Raw genomic sequence first — 18,007 nt, forward strand, 5'->3', positions numbered from 1 at the left:
CCGTACGAGAGGCGGCCTTCAGGCAGCACTTGCAGGCCGGAGGGTGACGCCTGCGGGACGCCGGGCGGCGGCTGCAGGCCGGAGGGGGATGCCTGCGGGTCGCCGGGCGGCGGCTCCGCGGCCCGCTCCTCACCCGGCCGCATGCGCCCACAGCCCTTCCTCCGTGAGCCCCAGCAGCTCGATCGCGTTGCCCCGCACGATCCGCTCCACCACGTCCGGCGCCAGGTGCCCCATCTGCTCCTCGGCGACCTCCTTGGAGCGGGGCCAGGTGGAGTCGGAGTGCGGGTAGTCGGTCTCGTAGAGGACGTTGCCGACGCCGATCGCGTCGAGGCTGCGCAGCCCGAAGGCGTCGTCGAAGAAGCAGCCGTGGACGTGCTCGGCGAAGAGTTCGGAGGGCGGCCGCAGGACCTTGTCGGCGACGCCGCCCCAGCCCCGGTTCTGCTCCCAGACGACGTCCGCGCGCTCCAGGGTGTAAGGGATCCAGCCGATCTGTCCCTCGGCGTACATGATGCGCAGGCCGGGGAAGCGGTCGAAGGCGCCGGACATCAGCCAGTCGGCCAGGGAGAAGCAGCAGTTGGCGAAGGTGATGACGGAGCCGACGGCGGGCGGCGCGTCCGCCGAGGTGGACGGCATGCGCGAGGAGGAGCCGATGTGCATGGCGATGACGGTGCGGGTCTCGGCACAGGCGCGCAGGAAGGGGTCCCAGGCGTCGGTGTGGACGGAGGGGAGGCCGAGGTGCGGGGGAATCTCGGAGAAGCAGACGGCGCGCACGCCGCGCTCCGCGTTGCGGCGGACTTCGGCGGCGGCGAGTTCCGCGTCCCACAGGGGGACGATGCCGAGCGGGATCAGGCGGCCGTGCGCCTCGGGGCCGCACCACTCCTCCACCATCCAGTCGTTGTACGCGCGCACTCCCAGGAGGGCGAGTTCGCGGTCCGGCGCCTCGGTGAAGGTCTGCCCGCAGAAGCGCGGGAACGTGGGGAAGCAGAGCGCGGACTGGACATGGTTGCGGTCCATATCGGCCAGGCGTTCCGGGACGCTGTAGGAGCCGGGCCGCATCTGCTCGTACGTGATTCCCTCCAGCCTGACCTCATCCCTGGAGTATCCGACGGCGGTATCCAGCCGCGTGAGCGGACGGTGCAAATCCTCATAGATCCACCAGTCCGCCTCCGGTCCGGGGTCCCCCGGGGCGCCCATGACGGGAGCGAATCTTCCGCCGACGAAGGTCAACTCCTTGACGGGCGCACGGACGATCCGCGGCCCGACGTCGCGGAACTTCGCCGGTAGCCGGTCCGACCAGACGTGAGGAGGCTCGACCGTGTGATCGTCCACCGAGATGATCCTGGGGATGCTCTCCATGGCTGACACGTTAGCGACGATCTGACGATCCGTCAGTAAGGTGCGTGCGGAGCCGTGGGGCGGTCTCCGGCAGGCCTTGTGGAGAGGCCGGACCCCTGCTGACGCAGAGCCCCCGGACAAGGCAGACTGGCCGTGCGACCGAGCGGGACAAGCAGGGGGTCACCATGGCCGGCGACACAGGGCACGGGCAGCAGCTCCGATTCACCGTGCTCGGGCCCGTGCGGGCCCGCCGCGGCGGAGAACTGCTGAACACCGGCTCGCCCCAGCAGCGGGCGCTCCTCGCCGCCCTGCTGCTGCGCGGCGGCCGCACCGCGACCGCGCCCGAGCTGGTGGACGCCCTGTGGGGGGACGAGCCCCCGCACGCCGCCCTCGCCGCACTGCGCACCTACGCCTCCCGGCTCCGCAAGGCGTTCGGGCCCGACGCCGACGCCCTGGTCAGCGAGTCCGGGGGGTACGCGATCCGGATCGGCCTCGGCTGCCTCGACATCGACCGGGCCGAACACCTCGTCGCCGAGGCGGAGAAGACCCGCGCCTCCGGCGACCGCCACCGCGCCCGCGACCTCATCAACGAGGCCCTCGGCGTCTGGGACGGCGAGCCGCTCGCCGGCCTGCCCGGGCCGTACGCGGAGACGCAGCGCACGCGCCTGGAGGAGTGGCGGCTGTCGCTCATCGAGACCCGGCTGGACCTGGACCTGGAGGTCGGCAGCCACGCGGAGGCCGTTTCGGAGCTGACGGCCCTGACCGCCGCCCACCCGCTGCGCGAGCGCCTGCGCGAACTGCTGATGCTCGCGCTCTACCGCAGCGGCCGCCAGGCCGAGGCCCTCGCCGTCTACGCCGACACCCGCCGCCTCCTCGCCGACGAACTCGGCGTCGATCCGTGTCCCGAGCTCTCCGAGCTCCAGCAGCGCATCCTCAACGCCGACGCCGACCTCGCCCTGCCCTTCGTCCCGGACGACCGGCCCTGCGCCGGCCCGGCCTTCATCCGGCCCGCCCAGCTGCCCGCGACGGTCTCCGACTTCACGGGGCGCGCGGCCTTCGTGGACGAGCTCGGCGAACAGCTCGCGACGTGCTCCGGCGGGGTGATGGCCGTCTCCGCGGTGGCGGGCATCGGCGGCGTCGGCAAGACGACGCTCGCGGTGCACGTCGCGCACGCCGCGCGCCACCACTTCCCCGACGGGCAGCTCTACGTCGACCTGCAAGGCGCGGGCCCGCTGCCCGCCGAGCCGGAGGCAGTGCTCGGATCGTTCCTGCGCGCACTCGGAATCCCCGACTCCGCCATCCCCGAGGGCGTCGAGGAGCGGTCCGCGCTCTTCCGCTCCACCCTCGACGGCCGCCGCGTGCTGGCCCTGCTGGACAACGCCCGCGACGCCGCACAGGTCCGCCCGCTGCTGCCCGGCACGGAAGGCTGCGCGGCGCTCGTCACGAGCCGGACGCGCATGGTGGGCCTGGCCGGGGCCCACCTGGTCGACCTGGACGTGATGAGCCCGGACGAGGCGCTGGTGCTGTTCACGCGGATCGTGGGCGCCGAGCGCGTGGAGGCCGAGCGGGACGCCGCGATGGACGTCGTGGCGGCCTGCGGCTTCCTGCCGCTGGCCATCCGCATCGCCGCCTCCCGCCTCGCCGCCCGCCGCACCTGGACCGTCTCCGTACTCGCACGCAAGCTCGGCGACGAACGCCGCCGCCTGGACGAGCTGCGCGCCGGCGACCTCGCCGTCAAAGCCACCTTCGAGCTGGGCTACGGGCAGCTGGAGCCCGGACAGGCCCGCGCCTTCCGGCTGCTGGGGCTCGCCGACGGCCCGGACATCTCACTGGCCGCAGCCGCGGCCGTCCTGGACCTCGACATCGATGCCACCGAGGAACTGCTGGAATCGCTGGTCGACACGTCCCTCCTGGAGTCCGCCGCACCCGGCCGGTACCGCTACCACGACCTCGTACGCCTCTACGCGCGTGCATGCGCCGAACGCGACGAACAGCCCCCTGCAGAGCGCGAAGCGGCCCTCTCGCGGCTGCTGGACTTCTACCTCGCGACGGCAGCGGGGGTGTACGTCCTGGAGCGCCCCGGCGACCAGCTCCTTGTGCACCTGACGCCCACGACCCACCCCGGGCTCGTCTTCACCGACCGGGGCGCGGCGAGCGACTGGCTCTTCGCCGAGGCCGGGTGCCTGCTGGCCTGCGTCCGCCAGCACGCGACCGCCTCCGGCGACACCCTGCGCCGCGCCGTCGACCTGCTGCTGGCCGCCAAGGACCTCGCCGAGTCCGGCGCCGACATCCGCCTCTACGAGCAGGCCGCGAGCGCCTTGCTGGCCGCCACGCAGGCGGCCGGGGACACCCGGGCCGAGGGCCGCGCCCGGACCGTGCTCACGCACGTGTACAGCCTCGCAGGCCGCTTCGACCAGGCCGACGAGCAGGCCCGGCACGCCGTCCTCCTCGGCCGCGCCACGGAGGACCCCATCCCGTGCGGCTACGCCTCCAACAACCGCGGCATCGTCGCCATCTACCAGCACCGCTACGAGGACGCCGAGGCCTACGTCAGGCAGGCCCTGGAGTGCTTCCGCGAGGACGGCAACCGGCCGTGCGAGGCGACTGCGCTCAGCAATCTCGCGCGCGTGTGTCTCGACACCGGGCGCATCCGGTCGGCGGTCGAGCTGGCCGAGCAGGCGCTCGCCATCTTCCGCGAGGTCAACGTCAGCTGGCGGCTGGCGAACGGCCTGTACACGTACGGGCTGGTGCTCACGCACGCCCGCCGGTTCGAGGACGCGCTGCGGCAGCTGAACGAGGCCATGCCGATCTTCGTCGACAACCGGCAGCGGCTCTGGGAGGGCATGACCCACTACCGGCTCGCGGAGGTCCACCTGGCGGCCGGACGGCCGACCGCCGCCGCCCACCACGCCGAGCAGGCGCTGAAGCTGCGCGGCATCGGAGGCGAGTGGCGGCGCGGCAACGTCCTGACCGTGCTGGGACGCTCGCTCGACGCCCTGGGGCAGCCGGGCCGGGCGCGCGCCTGCTGGACGGAGGCCCTGGCGATCTACGAGCAGCTGGGGTCGTCGGAGGCGGACGACGTACGCGATCTGCTGTCGGTGGCGACGGCCGCTTAGTGGTCGTCGGTGCGGGGCGGCGAGGGGCGGGGCGAGGCGGGTGGCGGCAGCGCAGGAAGTCCGCTCGGCGAGGGTGGAACTCTGCGCTCCGGGGTAGCGGATAGATATGTGCAGCCGGCGCACAGAGCGGAAGTGAAGATTTCGCAGCTCTGAACGTCGCCTCGAACCCCTCTCCGGGAGCGGCCACAAGGGCCGAACGGCCCCGGAAAAACGCTGTCACGTGCCCGTTCATCGATCGTTTATCGCGACACGGCAGTCTGAGTCATGTCGATCCGTCGCGTCGGGGGGCAGACGGGTCGTAGGTGAGGCCTCACCTCAGGGGTGATCAGCCCCAGTCCCCGTCCGGCGGCCATCGGGGGAGTCGCCGGGCGGGTTCTGCATCCCAGCACCAACCCCTCACGCCAAACGACTCGCACCGACCCATCGGAGTTGATCGCTATGAGCGACGAGCGCAAGCTCACGCCGGGCGTGGCCACACCGCAGGACGACCACGCCACCGGCGGGACGTTCGCGGCGGGGCAGCAGTTCGCGCCTCCGCCGGACGACCACGCCACCATCGGTGAACCGATCGTCCTGAAGGATAAGAACGTCCTGAAGAAGAAACCCATCCCGACGGAGGACCGGGTCGTCATGGACGACCACGCCACGGGAGACAAGCCCAAAACCGGGCTCGTCTGACCGGACTCCCGGGACGGGGGGTTTCTGACCGAAGACATCGGCGGCCAGGAACCCTCCGGCCGGGGGGCCTCAGGGGGAGAGCACGACACGGGGACGTTCCGGGGGAGGAAGTACCGCAGGGAACGTACCCGGGGAAGACGCACGACGGGGGAAACGTACGGGGGAACGTACGACGGGGGAGCCGTACGGGGGGAAACGTACAACGGGGAGATCCGACGGTTTCCACGGGGGATTCAACGGGGGTCGTCCGGCGCATGAGCGGAACGGGGGGCGTCGGACGGGAAGAAAGGCGCCATCGCAACAGGAAAAACACGGGGGAAACCACGGGGGAACACCACGGGGGACGCACAACAACTGAAGAAGGTGAACGGGGGACGCACAACAACTGAACACGGAAGCACCAACGGGGGACTGTCAGGGGCCGGCGTCGGCAGCACGGAGGGGAAGCCGTCGACGCCGGCCCCTGCGGTCATGCGCCCATGGCGCCTAACTGCAAACAAACGGACCGGAGTTCACACACTTCCGTCCGAACCGCGGACGCGGCCGTCCTCACCCGCTACGTTCGCTGGCATGCACAACACCACCGCATTACACCCCCCGAATCAGAGAGGTCGGAAATGAACGCCACCAGCACCCGCACCCGCACGAAGAAAGCTCTCCTCATAGCGGCCCTGACCGCCGCCGGGGCACTGGCCACGGCCGGCCCCGCAGCCGCCGCGGGCGCCGACGACCACACGACCAAGGGCGCTCCGTCCGCCTCCGTACAGCTCGCGCACTCGCTCGGCGGCGGCGCGGCCGCCCCGGGTGACGACCACACCACGGGCGGCTTCGACGACCACACCACCGGTGGCGCCGACGACCACACCACGGGCGGGTCCGACGACCACAGCACCCTGGTGCCCGGGCTCGACGCCGCCGGAGCGTCCCGCTAGGGACGGCTGCCGCTGCCTCAGCAGCGGCGCAGCTCAGCTCGCGCCACCCAGGTCGGCCGAGAGCCAGTGCCGCGGCCGCATCCTGATCGCCACGACCGCTTCCGGGTCGGCCATGATCGTCTCGACGTGCGCCTCGACCGCCGACTCCGTCGGCAGGTAACGGGCAGCGATCTCCCTTGCCAGCTCTTTCGTCGCCGTTTCGACCGACACGAGCTCGCCCTCGACGGAGACATACCGGTACGTCGGAGACGTCTGGTCCACCAAGAGCGTGAATCGCCCGGCATCGGCAATGAGCTGTGTTTTACGGGAGGCGCGGCCGGTGACGAGTACGACCTCACCGCCCGGACGGTAGACGTACCAGACGGGCACGTTCACCGGGCCGCGCCCTTCCTCACCGGAATCGACGGCAAGCGCCGCAACGTGCGGGCCGACCAGGAATTTCTCACGCTCTTCAACGGAAAGCGGCATCGCATCCACCTCGTTCACGGTCGTGCGGATTCGGGGACTCCGGGAGAGCCCTGCTGGGTTTTCCGGATCGCATCTTGGTCTCCCGGTCCACTCAGCGCCGCTGACCGCGCCGCTATTCCCCCGTTATTCGGCCGTCATTCCGCCTGCTTGCCGCAATCCGCGCTTGACCACCTTGCCGGAGGCGTTGCGCGGCAGCACGGGAACGAACTCCACCTCCCGCGGCACCTTGTACGCGGCCATTTCGTGCCGCGCCCAGGCGATCAGTTCCTCGGCCGACACGGGCGGCCCGCCGCCCCTGCGGACCACGAAGGCCTTGCCGACCTCGCCGAGCCGCTTGTCCGGCACGCCGACGACCGCGGCCTCGGCGATGCCCGGGTGCCCGGCCAGCGTCCGCTCCACCTCCGCCGGATAGACGTTGAAGCCGCCGGCCACGAACATGTCCTTGACCCGATCGGTGATCCGCAGATTGCCCTCGCCGTCCAGCACCCCGATGTCGCCGGTGTGCAGCCAGCCGTCCACGTCGACGGTCTCTGCCGTGGCGCGCGGGTCCTCGAAGTAGCCCTTCATCACCTGGTACCCGCGCACGAGGACCTCGCCCGGCCGCCCCGGCGGCAGCGCCTTCCCGCCGGCCCCCACGACCCTCACCTCGGTGTCCGGCAGGGCACGCCCGGAGGTGCCCGCGACGACCTCGGCGCGGTCGTCACGGCGGCACATGGTGACGACGCCGGTGGCCTCGCTCACCCCGTACGCCGTCAGCACCGTGGGGACGCCGGCCTCGTCCCGCAGCCGCTCGACCAGCCGCGGATCGACGTCCGCCGCCCCCGTCACCACCAGCCGCAGCGAGGACAGCCCGCCGGCGGTACAGGCCGGGTGGTCCAGCAGCGCCTGGAGGAGAGTGGGCGGGCCGGGCAGCACCATGATGCGCTCCGCCGCGAGGTGGGCCAGTACCGCGTCCACCGCGAAGACGGCCTGCGGCACCATCACCGCGCCGCGCATCAGGCAGGCGAGCACGCCGGCCTTGTAGCCGAAGGTGTGCGAGAAGGGGTTGACGATCAGATAGCGGTCCCCTCTCCGTAACCCGGCCAGATCGCTCCAGGCCGCGAAGGTCCGCAGGCTCTGGGCATGAGTGACCACTACGCCCTTGGGCTCGCCCGTGGTCCCGGAGGTGAAGACGATGTCCGACGGCGCGTCGGGGCCGACGGCGTTGGCCCGCGCCCGTACGGCCCAGGCCGGCACCGCATCGCCCGCCGCGAGGAACTCCTTCCACGTCCGGAAGCCGGACGGCGCGTCCTCGGCCAGCACCACGACCTCCCCCAGGTGCGGCAGCCCGGGCAGGGGGACGCCGGGGCGACGGCCTCGGCCCTTGCCGTGCCTTCCCCCGGCGCCGGCTACACCTCCGCCGACACCGACCCCGACACCGACCCCGACACCGACCCCGGCACCATGCGTGGCGCCTGCTGCGCGGCGCAGGGCGGCGACGTAGGAGGTCCCGAGGAACGTGCCGGTGACGAACAGCAGCTTCGCCCGGGTGCGCGCGAGCACCTGTACCGCTTCGGCTCCCCTGAGCCTGGTGTTGACCGGGACGAGAACCGCGCCGGCCGTGACCGCCCCCAGGGCGGAGACGATCCAGTCGAGCGTATTCGGCGCCCAGACGGCCACGCGGTCGCCGGCCTCGACGCCCGCCGCGAGGCAACCGGCGGCGGCCCGCTCGATCCGGGTGGCGAGCTGCTCGTAACCGATCCTGGTCCGGCCCTCGACCACCGCCTCGCGGTCGCCGTAGCGCGCCGCGGCCGTACGGACCAGCCGGGGTATGGACATGAACTCCAGGTCTCCGCGCATCGCGTGCCCTTCCCGACGCCCCGGCCCGCCCACTGCTGACTGTTCGTCAGATTAGCGATAGCCTTCCGCGCTGTCAGCAGGGGAAGCAGCGGTAGCAGGGGGAGCAACCGGAGCACGAACGCGACGGAGGGGACGATGGCCGCGAGACGTACGACACCGGCAGCACCGACGGCGCACCCGACCACCACGGCGCCGACGGCGCCCCTGACACCCACTGCACCCAATTCATCCACGGCATCCCCGGCGTCCACGGTGTCGGTGTCCACGGCTTCCACGGCTTCCACGGCGCTCAAGGACGCCACCGCGATCGTCGGCATAGGACAGACCCCCTTCGCCCGTCGGCTCGATGCTTCGGAAAAGACGCTGGCCTGCCGCGCGATCCTCGCCGCGCTCGACGACGCGGGCATCCCCCCTTCCCAGGTCGACGCCTTCGCCTCCTACACCATGGAGGAGACCGACGAGGTCGAGATCGCCAAGGCCGTCGGCGCCGGAGACGTGACCTTCTTCGCCAGGACCGGCTTCGGCGGCGGCGCCTCCTGCGCGACCGTCGCCCACCTCGCCACGGCGATCGCCACCGGGCAGGCGTCCGTCGGCGTGGCCTGGCGCTCCCGCAAGCGCGGCTCCGGCCCCCGCCCCTGGACCGATACCCGCCGGCAGCTGCCCACCCCGGCGCAGTGGACCCGCCCGTACGGCCTCCTGCGCCCGGTCGACGAGATCGCCATGCTCGCCCGCCGCTATATGCACGAGTACGGCGCCACCCGCGAGCACTTCTTCAACGTCGCCCTGGCCTGCCGCAACCACGCCGGCCGGAACCCGGCCGCGATCATGCACGGGCGCCCGCTGACCCGGGAGACCTATATGACCTCCCGCTGGATCAGCGAGCCGCTCTGCCTCTTCGACAACTGCCTGGAGACGGACGGCGCCCTCGCCTGCGTCGTCGTCTCGGCCGACCGCGCCCGCGACTGCCGCCGCTCCCCCGTCTACGTGCACGCCGCCGCCCAGGGGCTCCCCGCCCAGCACCACGGCATGGTCAACTACTGGAACGACGAGCCGCTCACCGGCCCCTCCTGGACCGCCGCCCGGCAGCTGTGGAAGACGGCCGACTTCGGCCCGGACGACATCGACGTCGCCCAGATCTACGACGCCTTCACCCCGCTCATCCCGCTCTCCCTCGAAGGCTACGGCTTCTGCGGCCGCGGCGAGGGCGGCGCCTTCACCGAGGACGGCGCCCTCGAACTCGGCGGCAGACTCCCGGTGAACACCGGCGGCGGCGGGCTCAGCGAGGCCTACGTCCACGGCTTCAACCTCATCACCGAAGGCGTCCGCCAGCTGCGCGGCACCTCGACCGCACAGGTGCCCGGCGCCGCGACCTGCCTGGTCACGGCGGGCGAGGGCGTGCCCACTTCGGCTCTGCTGCTGAGGAGTTGACCTCATGTCCTCCATGATGAGGGGCACCACTGACAACGACCTGCTGGCGCCCGAGCCCGACGACGACGGCGCGCCCTTCTGGGAGTTCGCGGCCCGCGGCGAGCTGCACATGCAGGCCTGCGCCCGCTGCGGTGAGCTGCGGTTCCCGCCCCGCCCGTGCTGCCCGCGCTGCGGGTCCTTCGGCAGCGCATGGCGACGCATGACGGGCCGCGGCAGCATCTGGTCGTACGTCCTGCCCCACCCGCCGCTCCTGCCCGCCTACGCGGCGCGAGCCCCGTACAACGTCGTGGTCGTGGAACTGGCCGACGCCCCGCACCTCCGCATCCCCGGCAACCTCGTGGCGGCGCCCGATGCGGACATCGACTCCGTCGACCCCGCCCTCCTGTGCATCGGCGCGCCCGTGCGTGTCACCTTCGCACGGCTCGCCGGCGGCGTCGTCGTGCCGCGGTGGCTGCTGGAGGCGTCATGAGCGGCGACGGCGCGAGCAGCGACGCGGCGGCCGAAGCACGGGCGCGCGCAGAGGCCGGCGCCGGCGTCCGTACGGAGGTGCGCGCGGACGGCGTCGCCCTCGTCACCCTCGACCGGCCCGCGCGCCACAACGCCGTCGACCTCGCGGCGGCCGCCGAACTCACCGCCGTCTGGCGCCGGTTCCGCTTCGACGACAGCGTCCGGGCCGTCGTGCTGACCGGCGCCGGGGACCGGGCCTTCTGCACCGGCATCGACCGCTCCGCCACCGTCCCCCAGCCGGGCTCGCCCTACTCCCTGGACGACCCCCTGCGCACCATCGGCCCCAAATCGTGCGACCTGTGGAAGCCGGTCGTGGCGGCGGTCGGCGGAATGGCGTGCGGCGGGGCGTTCTACCTGCTCGGCGAGGCGGAGTTCGTCGTGGCCGCCGAGAACGCCACGTTCTTCGACCCGCACACGACCTACGGCATGGTCAGCGCCTACGAGGCGATCCACATGGCGCAGCGCATGCCCTTCGGCGAGGCGGCCCGCCTGGCCCTGATGGGCACCGCCGAGCGGCTCTCCGCGCGGCGGGCGTACGAGATCGGCCTGGTCTCCGAGCTGACCGCCCCCGGGGGTGCCGTCGACGCCGCCCTGCGCGCGGCCGCCGTCATCGCCGCCTGCCCGACGGACGCGGTGCAGGGCACGGTGCGGGCCTTGTGGGCGGCGAAGGAGGCCACGCTGGAGCGCGCGCTCTCGCTGGCCCCGCACCTGATCTCCCTCGGCAGCCTGCCGCCGGAGCAGCAGGCACGGCTCTTCGCCTCACGCCAGCGGGGACACCGCCTGCGCTGAATCGCCGCGCGAAGGGGAGATGCTCACCGCCGTGAGGACATGCCCGTCCCCTTCGCCGCGTCCAGCGCGTACACGCAGCGGTCCTTGCTGCACGCGTACACCACGCCGCCCGCCACCACCGGCGAGCCCGTGATCTCCCCGCCCGTGGCGAGCTTCCAGCGCAGCTGCCCGCCCGCCGCGTCCACCGTGTACAGACAGTGGTCGGCGGAGCCGAAGTGGATGCGGCCGTCGGCGATGACGGGAGCGCCCACCACATCGCCGCCTGCGGCGAACCGCCACTTGGGCGTGCCGGTGACCGCGTCCAGGGTGTAGAGCGCCCCTCCGCTGCCCAGGTGGATGGAGCCGGCCGCCACCAGCACCGGCTCCGTGGACTGCCGGGCCTCCGTGGCGATGCGCCAGCGGTCACGGCCGGTGGCCGCGTCCAGGGCGTAGACGGTGCCCAGGTAGTCGGCGATGTAGACGCCGCCTCCGGTGACCGCGGGGCCCGGGGCGAAGGCCGGCGGGCTGAGGAAGACGGCGGGCGCCTCGAAACGCCAGCGCACGTCGCCGCGCGCCACGTCGATGGCGAGCACGCGCGTACCGGCGGCGACGTACACCACGCCGTCGGGGCCGGTCAGGAGCCGGACGGGAACGCCGCCGCAGGAGGCGGTGTCGCCCACGGGGTACGACCAGCGCTCGGCGCCGGTGCGGGCCTCAAGGGCGCGCAGCCGGGCGTCTGCCCATACGTAGACGGTGCCGTCGTGGACGAGGGGGCCGCAGTCGGGCGTCTCGAAGTCGGTCTGGGCGCCGCCCATCTCCCACAGGAGCTCGCCGTTGGCGGCTTCCCAGGCCTGGACGCCGCCGCCGCGGGTGCCCGTGACGACCGTGCCGCGGTCGGCCCGCAGGGAGTAGACCCAGCCATCGGTGGCGAGGCGCCAGCGCTCCGAGCCGTCGGAGGCGTCGAGGGCGTAGAGGGTGGGGCCGTCGGAGGCGTGGATGCGGCCGTCGGTGACGGCCATCGCCCAGGCCACGTCCCGGGTCTTGAACTGCCGCCGCCCGGTGGCCACATCGAGGGCGTGCACCTCGAAGGAGGTGACGTACAGCAGCTCGCCGGCCACCGTGGGCGTGCCCCAGACGTCGTTGGACATGCGGAACCGCCAGGGCCGCCAACGCCCCTGGTCACCGGGCGCATTGGTGGCACCGTCGGCCGCGGCGCCCGTCGCCTGGGCGGGGACGGACGTGGGGGCGGGCCCGCCGCCGGCCACGCCTGCGGGCGGGCGCACCCAGCCCGTGGCGGGCCCGGTGCCCGCCGGGGAGCGGGTGTCGCGGCCGTCGGCGACGCGCGGGCCGGGGCCGATGGGGACCTGCGCCCCCGCCAGCCGCACGGCTCCGTCGTGCGCGGGCGCCGCGGCGTAGCGGCCGGGTCCGCCGAGCGGGGCGGTGCCGGCGCCTGCGCGGGAGTCGGGGGGCGTGCTCAGGCCGCCGCGCGGGTCGTGCCCGACGGGTGCAGGGGAACGGCCGGTGCCGACCGCGCCGCGCCCGTCCCCCCACGCCGGGCCGCTGTGGGCGGCGGGGGCCGGCGACTGGTCGTAGGAGGGCGCGGGGGTGGGCGGCTGCGCGGGGCGCGGCGGGACGGCGGCCCGGGCGCGCCCGCGGCTGCCGGCGCCGGCAGCGGCCGGCCGCTGGCCAGCGCGCCGCTGCTCGATGAGCGAGACGGCGTTGTCCGGCAGCCAGGCCGAGGCCGTGCCGCTGTCGTCGCCCCCGCCGGAGGCGAAGAGGTGCGGGGCCAGCTCGGACTGCAGGTCGGCCGGGCTGGGCCGGTGCTCGGCGGCCATCTGCATGCAGGAGTCGATCAGGGGCCGCAGCTCGTCGGGCAGGCCGCTCAGGTCAGGGCCCTCGCGGAGCAGCATGAAGACCGTCTCCACCGGATTCGCGCCGTGGAAGGGGGCGTGGCCGGTGGCCGCGAAGACGAGGGTGGAGCCGAGGGAGAAGATGTCGCTGGAGCCGGTGACGCTGCGGGAGTCGCGCGCCTGCTCGGGCGACATGTAGGCGGGGGTGCCGACGGCGACGTTGGTCATCGTCAGCCGGGTGTTGGAGACGCCGGAGGCGATGCCGAAGTCGATGACGCGCGGGCCGTCCTCCACGACGAGGACGTTGGAGGGCTTCAGGTCCCGGTGGACGAGGCCCGCGCCGTGGATGGACTGCAGCGCCTCGGCGATGCCGGCCGCGAGCCAGCGCACGGCCTGGGCGGGCAGGGGCCCGCACTCGTTGACGATCTCCTCGAGGGAGGGTGCGGGCACGTACGCGGTGGCCAGCCAGGGCACGGCGGCGCGCGGGTCGGCGTCGACGACGGCGGCGGTGTAGAAGCCGCTGACCGCGCGGGCCGCCTCGACCTCGCGCGTGAAGCGGACCCGGAAGAGCTGGTCCTCGGCGAGCTCCGTGCGCACCGTCTTGATCGCCACCCGCCGGCCGGACGCCGAGCGGGCGAGATAGACCAGCCCCATGCCACCGGCACCGAGTCGGCCGAGCACCTCGAACGGGCCGATCCGTCTCGGGTCGTGCTGCGTAAGCTGCTCCACCACTGACCTGCCACCTCCCCGTCGGGGCTTGAAGGGTTTCAGCCCCGTGCAGCGTCTCACCGCGAATTATCCCGGGGTACGCATGCTGATTCTTCCTGGCGAACGACGCGGTGGCGAACCCGGGTCGCGCTTCACCCTCGCTCCACCACATGCGGAACGCCTCGCCCCGCGCCTCCTACCCCCGCTTCCCGTCCGCGATCCGCCGCCGCCCCCGGGAGCTTCCGCCATGGCCCGCGGGGTGTGTCACGACAGCCACGTTAGCGGGGGATCGCGGTCTTCCGCGGGACCTGTGGACAACCGTGCGAAGGGTCTCCGGAGAGCGTTGTCCACAGCCTGTTGATAAGAGGATTCACCGGTACGGGCCAATCCCGTGCGATCTTCCGGCGGTCCCCCGCAGCCCCCCTGAGCTGGCCTTACACCCCACTCCACACCCCTGCCCCCATTTGCATGCGGCCGAATCGCGCTCCGATCACCCCTCGGTAAGCTGACGGCATGACAGGACAAGTACGCACCGTCGACGGCCGCGTGGCCGGCCGACGCGGCCAGGCGACGCGGCAGAAGCTGCTCGACTGCCTCAGCGAAATGCTCAGCTCCTCTCCCTACCGAGACGTCAAGGTCATCGACGTCGCCCGCAAGGCCGGCACCTCGCCCGCGACCTTCTACCAGTACTTCCCGGACGTCGAGGGCGCGGTCCTCGAGATCGCCGAGGAGATGGCCAAGGAGGGCGCCAGCCTGACCGACCTGGTCGCAGGCCGCTCCTGGGTCGGCAAGTCCGGCTGGCAGGCCGCCGAAGAGCTCGTCGACGGCTTCCTCGGGTTCTGGCGCAAGCACGACGCCATCCTGCGGGTGGTCGACCTCGGGGCGGCCGAGGGCGACAAGCGGTTCTACAAGATCCGCATGAAGATCCTCAACGCCGTCACCAACTCCCTCACCGACTCCGTCAAGGAGCTCCAGTCCAAGGGCAAGGTGGACAAGGACGTCAACCCCGCGGCCGTCGCCGGGTCGCTCGTCGCCATGCTCGCCGCGGTGGCCTCGCACCAGAAGGGCTTCCAGAGCTGGGGCGTCAAGCAGGCCGAGCTCAAGCCCAACCTCGCCCTCCTCGTGCACCTGGGCATCACGGGCAAGAAGCCGACGAGGTAGCGCTTCCGGCACCTCGCACGTCTGCACGTCCTGTCATCGCAGCGGCGGGCCCCCTCCGGCCGGGCCCGGAGGGGGCCCGCCGCAGTGATTTCTCCCCCTCAGTCCCTCACTCCTCGCCGCCCGGACGCGGCTCCAGCCGGAACAGCCGGATCTCCCGCTCCACGCGCGCCTGGTACCGCGCATACGGCGGCCAGAACGCCACCACCGCCTCCCACGCGGCCTCCCGCTCCGCACCCCGCAGCAGCCTGGCCCGCACGGGCACGTCCCGCCCCCTCCAGCTGATCTCCGCCTCCGCGTGCGCCAGCAGGTTCGCGGTCCAGGCAGGGTGACCGGGGCGTCCGAAGTTGCTCCCCACCAGCACCCACGCAGTCGGGGGCCGCCCCTTCGGCCCCTCCGTCATGCAGGCGAGCGGCGTACGCCGCACCTGCCCCGTCCGCGCGCCGGTCGACGTGAGCACCAGGCCGGGCAGCAGGCGGGCGCTGAGCAGCGTCCTGCCGCCCGTCAGCCGGTGCACCGCACGGTCCAGTGCCGGCGCGCAGTACGGAGCGATCCGCGCGAACGTACGGGTCGAGGAGAGCTTCTGCACCACGCGCTCCAGACGCCCCTTGCGCTGCTTGCGCTGTGCCGCGGTGGTGCCGTTCACGGAGCCACCGCTTCCCGCTCCGGGCGCCCGGCAAACAGCCCGGCGAGCTGCGCCGCCCGGGCGCGCAACCGCTCCGGGGGACCGAAGAGCAGGCCGTCCGAAGCAGCCCGTTTGAAGTACAGCTGCACGTCGTGCTCCCACGTCACCCCCATGCCGCCGTGCAGCTGGACGGCCTCCGCGGTCACCGTCCGCAGCGTCTCCAGGGCCTGCGCGAGGGCGACACCTGCGTCTCCGGCCGTGCTCGCGGCTTCTGCCATGCTCGCGTCTTCTGCCGTGCTCGTGTCTGCCATGTTCGCGTCTTCCGCCACTCCTGTGTCTCCTGCCGTCCCTGCCACCCACGCCGCGTAGTACGCCGCCGAGCGCGCGGCCTGCACGGACACGTACAGATCGGCCAGGCGGTGCTTGACGGCCTGGAAGGAGCCGATGGGCCGCCCGAACTGCTCACGTGTCCGCACGTGTTCGACCGTCAGCTCCAGCGCCCGGTCCGCCGCACCGACGGCCTCCGCGGCGAGCATCGCCGCAACGCTCGCGCCCAGCCGGCCCAGCGCGGCCGGGACCTCGTCGTCCGCGCGGCCGAGGAGGTCGGCCTCCGCGTCCCGCAGCTCGATCCGGGCCTGCGGACGCGTCTCGTCCAGCGCGGTCAGCCGCGTGCGGCGCACCCCGCGCACCACGTCCGGCCGCAGGACGAACAGCAGCGTGCGGCCGCGGGCGTACCCGCCCGTGCGGGCGGCGACCAGCAGCACTCCCGCGCTGTGCCCGTCGAGGACCGGCGCCGCGTCGCCGTACAGGCGCCAGCCCCGCCCGTCCCCGCCCGGCCGCGCCTGTACGCCGCCCGCCCTGCCGCCCCCGGCCCAGTCGCCGTCGCCCGGCCCGGTCAGGCCGAGGGCCGCGGACAGCGGGGCGCGGGGCAGCGCGAGCGCGCCCGTCAGCTCGCCGGAGGCGATGCGCGGCAGGAGCTCCGTCCGCTGCGTGTGCGTGCCCAGCGCGGCGACCAAGGGGGCCACGAGCCCCGCCGTGGCCAGCAGCGGGGACGGCAGCAGCACGCGGCCCGTCTCCTCGCAGGCCAGGGCGAGCTCCGTGGGGCCGCATCCCACCCCTCCGTAGCGGCGCTCGACGGCGAGCCCGGGCAGTCCGAGCCGCTCGGCCAGCTGCCGCCACAGCGGCTCGTCGTAACCGGCCGGGGTGCGGACAGCGGCCCGGATCCCGTCCGGCCCGCAGCGCTTGAGCAGCAGTTCGCGCAGGGTGCGCCGGATCTCGCCCTGCTCGTCGGTGAATGCGGCATCCATGGGAACACACCCTCCCGGACCTGACGGGCCGTCATCTTAAATCGGGCAACCCGACTTTCCCACCCCTTATCTGATGTAGCGTCAGTTCATGGCCTCCGTCCGCCGCGCACGCAAGGTCGCCGTCGTCGGCATCTCCCTCTCGGACTGCGGGCGGGTCGACTCCGCCACCCCCTACGACCTCCACGCACAAGCGGCCCGCCGCGCCCTGGCCGACTCCGGGCTCGACCGGTCCGCCGTCGACGGACTCGCCTCCGCCGGCCTGGGCACCCTGGCCCCCATGGAGATCGCCGACCACCTGGGCCTGCGCCCCACCTGGGTGGACTCGACCTCGGTCGGCGGCGCCACGTGGGAGGTCATGGCGGCCCACGCGGCCGACGCCATCGCCGCCGGACACGCGAACGCCGTCCTCCTCGTCTACGGCTCCACCGCACGCACCGACCTCAAGGCGGGCCGCCGGACCGCCGGCCTCTCCTACGGCACCCGGGGCCCGCTGCAGTTCGAAGCCCCCTACGGGCACACGCTCATCGCCAAGTACGCCATGGCCGCACGCCGCCACATGCACGAGTACGGCACCACGCCGGAACAGCTCGCCGGCATCGCCGTCCAGGCGCGTGCCAACGCCCGCCACAACCCCCACGCCATGTACCGCGACCCGATCACCGTGGACGACGTCCTCGGCGGCCCGGTGATCGCCGACCCGTTCACCAAGCTCCAGTGCTGCATCCGGTCGGACGGCGGCTGCGCCGTCCTGCTGGCGGCCGAGGAGTACGCGGCGGACGCCGCCCGGCCGCCCGTGTGGGTGCTGGGAGCCGGCGCGGCGGTATCCCACACGGCGATGTCGGAATGGGAGGACTTCACCGTCTCCCCCGCCGCGCGCTCCGGGCGGCTGGCCTTCGAGCGCGCGGGCGTCACCCCCGCGGAGGTGGACGTGGCCGAGCTGTACGACGCCTTCACCTATATGACGCTCGTGACGCTGGAGGACCTCGGCTTCTGCGCCAAGGGCGAGGGCGGCGCCTTCACGGAGCAGGGCAGGCTGACGGTGGGCGGGGGGCTGCCGGTCAATACGGACGGCGGCGGCCTCTCCGCCTGCCACCCCGGGATGCGGGGCCTGTTCCTCCTGGTCGAGGCCGTGCGGCAGCTGCGCGGCGAGGCCGAGGAGGGCCGCCAGGTGCGCAGGCCGGACGGGGGGCTTCCGCGGATCGCCGTCGCATCGGGGACGGGCGGCTGGTTCTGCTCGGCGGGGACCGTGATCCTGGCCCGCGACTGACCGGGCCGCACGGGACCGAGC

Annotated in this window: 14 protein-coding genes; 8 read left to right on the plus strand and 6 right to left on the minus strand. The window is 73.2% G+C overall.

Annotated elements, in window-relative coordinates; genetic code table 11:
* Positions 1 to 129 precede the first annotated feature (129 nt).
* The gene (locus FGW37_RS13530) at positions 130 to 1,356 is read right to left on the minus strand and encodes an amidohydrolase family protein (protein ID WP_179081306.1); all 1,227 of its coding nucleotides are present in this window, start codon (positions 1,354 to 1,356) and stop codon (positions 130 to 132) included.
* Positions 1,357 to 1,520: 164 nt separating this feature from the next.
* On the opposite strand from FGW37_RS13530, the gene afsR reads away from it, so the two are divergent.
* The 3 genes from afsR (at position 1,521) to FGW37_RS13545 (ending at position 6,061) form a co-directional block, all read left to right on the plus strand.
* Positions 1,521 to 4,451: an SARP-family global regulator AfsR gene (gene afsR, locus FGW37_RS13535; RefSeq protein ID WP_179081307.1), complete on the plus strand. Its 2,931-nt coding sequence runs from the start codon at positions 1,521 to 1,523 to the stop codon at positions 4,449 to 4,451.
* 438 nt (positions 4,452 to 4,889) lie between these two features.
* The gene (locus FGW37_RS13540) at positions 4,890 to 5,129 is read left to right on the plus strand and encodes a hypothetical protein (protein WP_179081308.1); all 240 of its coding nucleotides are present in this window, start codon (positions 4,890 to 4,892) and stop codon (positions 5,127 to 5,129) included.
* A 617-nt stretch (positions 5,130 to 5,746) separates the two neighbouring features.
* Positions 5,747 to 6,061 carry a hypothetical protein gene (locus tag FGW37_RS13545; protein WP_179081309.1) on the plus strand — a complete coding sequence of 105 codons (315 nt, stop codon included), beginning with the start codon at positions 5,747 to 5,749 and terminating at the stop codon, positions 6,059 to 6,061.
* 33 nt (positions 6,062 to 6,094) lie between these two features.
* Here the strand turns inward: FGW37_RS13545 and FGW37_RS13550 are convergent, their stop codons facing one another.
* Positions 6,095 to 6,529, minus strand: coding sequence for a pyridoxamine 5'-phosphate oxidase family protein (locus FGW37_RS13550; RefSeq protein ID WP_179084683.1), 435 nt, complete (start codon positions 6,527 to 6,529; stop codon positions 6,095 to 6,097).
* A gap of 123 nt (positions 6,530 to 6,652) precedes the next feature.
* A complete protein-coding gene (locus FGW37_RS13555; RefSeq protein ID WP_179081310.1) occupies positions 6,653 to 8,368 on the minus strand; it encodes an AMP-binding protein in 1,716 nt (571 codons plus the stop codon).
* Between the two features lie 258 nt (positions 8,369 to 8,626).
* Here FGW37_RS13555 and FGW37_RS13560 point away from each other — a divergent pair, with 258 nt between their 5' ends.
* From FGW37_RS13560 to FGW37_RS13570, 3 genes are read left to right on the plus strand one after another with little or no spacing between them, the layout of a single operon-like run.
* Complete coding sequence (locus FGW37_RS13560; RefSeq protein WP_246430380.1) at positions 8,627 to 9,796, plus strand: lipid-transfer protein; 1,170 nt, start codon at positions 8,627 to 8,629, stop codon at positions 9,794 to 9,796.
* Positions 9,797 to 9,800: 4 nt separating this feature from the next.
* Entirely contained in the window at positions 9,801 to 10,265 is a 465-nt protein-coding gene (locus FGW37_RS13565; protein WP_179081312.1) for a Zn-ribbon domain-containing OB-fold protein, read from the plus strand.
* Positions 10,262 to 11,092 (plus strand): enoyl-CoA hydratase/isomerase family protein, encoded by an 831-nt coding sequence (locus tag FGW37_RS13570; protein WP_179081313.1) that lies wholly within the window; start codon positions 10,262 to 10,264, stop codon positions 11,090 to 11,092. The genes FGW37_RS13565 and FGW37_RS13570 overlap by 4 nt, the downstream gene beginning before the upstream one ends.
* 23 nt (positions 11,093 to 11,115) lie before the next feature.
* Here FGW37_RS13570 and afsK read toward each other — a convergent pair whose 3' ends face one another.
* Positions 11,116 to 13,653: a protein serine/threonine kinase AfsK gene (gene afsK / locus FGW37_RS13575; protein ID WP_179081314.1), complete on the minus strand. Its 2,538-nt coding sequence runs from the start codon at positions 13,651 to 13,653 to the stop codon at positions 11,116 to 11,118.
* A 489-nt stretch (positions 13,654 to 14,142) separates the two neighbouring features.
* Here afsK and FGW37_RS13580 point away from each other — a divergent pair, with 489 nt between their 5' ends.
* Positions 14,143 to 14,790, plus strand: a complete 648-nt coding sequence (locus tag FGW37_RS13580) for a TetR family transcriptional regulator (protein WP_058046754.1) — start codon at positions 14,143 to 14,145, stop codon at positions 14,788 to 14,790.
* A 106-nt stretch (positions 14,791 to 14,896) separates the two neighbouring features.
* On the opposite strand, the gene FGW37_RS13585 is transcribed toward FGW37_RS13580, so the two are convergent.
* Positions 14,897 to 15,433 (minus strand): nitroreductase family deazaflavin-dependent oxidoreductase, encoded by a 537-nt coding sequence (locus FGW37_RS13585; protein WP_246430381.1) that lies wholly within the window; start codon positions 15,431 to 15,433, stop codon positions 14,897 to 14,899.
* Positions 15,430 to 16,719 carry an acyl-CoA dehydrogenase family protein gene (locus tag FGW37_RS13590; RefSeq protein WP_179081315.1) on the minus strand — a complete coding sequence of 430 codons (1,290 nt, stop codon included), beginning with the start codon at positions 16,717 to 16,719 and terminating at the stop codon, positions 15,430 to 15,432. Before FGW37_RS13590 ends, FGW37_RS13585 begins: the two co-directional genes overlap by 4 nt.
* An 88-nt stretch (positions 16,720 to 16,807) precedes the next feature.
* Between FGW37_RS13590 and FGW37_RS13595 the strand changes: the two genes are divergently transcribed.
* Entirely contained in the window at positions 16,808 to 17,986 is a 1,179-nt protein-coding gene (locus tag FGW37_RS13595) for a thiolase C-terminal domain-containing protein (protein WP_179081316.1), read from the plus strand.
* The last annotated feature ends 21 nt before the right edge of the window (positions 17,987 to 18,007 follow it).

The sequence above is a fragment of the Streptomyces rectiverticillatus genome (assembly GCF_013394065.1).
Lineage (GTDB): Bacteria > Actinomycetota > Actinomycetes > Streptomycetales > Streptomycetaceae > Streptomyces > Streptomyces rectiverticillatus.

What these genes read in the sequence shown, in the direction of transcription:
- FGW37_RS13530 (WP_179081306.1), bottom strand. Translation starts at nt 1,356, where the DNA reads ATGGAGAGCATCCCCAGGATCATCTCGGTGGACGATCACACGGTCGAG.
- afsR (WP_179081307.1), top strand. Translation starts at nt 1,521, where the DNA reads ATGGCCGGCGACACAGGGCACGGGCAGCAGCTCCGATTCACCGTGCTC.
- FGW37_RS13540 (WP_179081308.1), top strand. Translation starts at nt 4,890, where the DNA reads ATGAGCGACGAGCGCAAGCTCACGCCGGGCGTGGCCACACCGCAGGAC.
- FGW37_RS13545 (WP_179081309.1), top strand. Translation starts at nt 5,747, where the DNA reads ATGAACGCCACCAGCACCCGCACCCGCACGAAGAAAGCTCTCCTCATA.
- FGW37_RS13550 (WP_179084683.1), bottom strand. Translation starts at nt 6,529, where the DNA reads ATGCCGCTTTCCGTTGAAGAGCGTGAGAAATTCCTGGTCGGCCCGCAC.
- FGW37_RS13555 (WP_179081310.1), bottom strand. Translation starts at nt 8,368, where the DNA reads ATGCGCGGAGACCTGGAGTTCATGTCCATACCCCGGCTGGTCCGTACG.
- FGW37_RS13565 (WP_179081312.1), top strand. Translation starts at nt 9,801, where the DNA reads ATGTCCTCCATGATGAGGGGCACCACTGACAACGACCTGCTGGCGCCC.
- FGW37_RS13570 (WP_179081313.1), top strand. Translation starts at nt 10,262, where the DNA reads ATGAGCGGCGACGGCGCGAGCAGCGACGCGGCGGCCGAAGCACGGGCG.
- FGW37_RS13580 (WP_058046754.1), top strand. Translation starts at nt 14,143, where the DNA reads ATGACAGGACAAGTACGCACCGTCGACGGCCGCGTGGCCGGCCGACGC.
- FGW37_RS13590 (WP_179081315.1), bottom strand. Translation starts at nt 16,719, where the DNA reads ATGGATGCCGCATTCACCGACGAGCAGGGCGAGATCCGGCGCACCCTG.
- FGW37_RS13595 (WP_179081316.1), top strand. Translation starts at nt 16,808, where the DNA reads ATGGCCTCCGTCCGCCGCGCACGCAAGGTCGCCGTCGTCGGCATCTCC.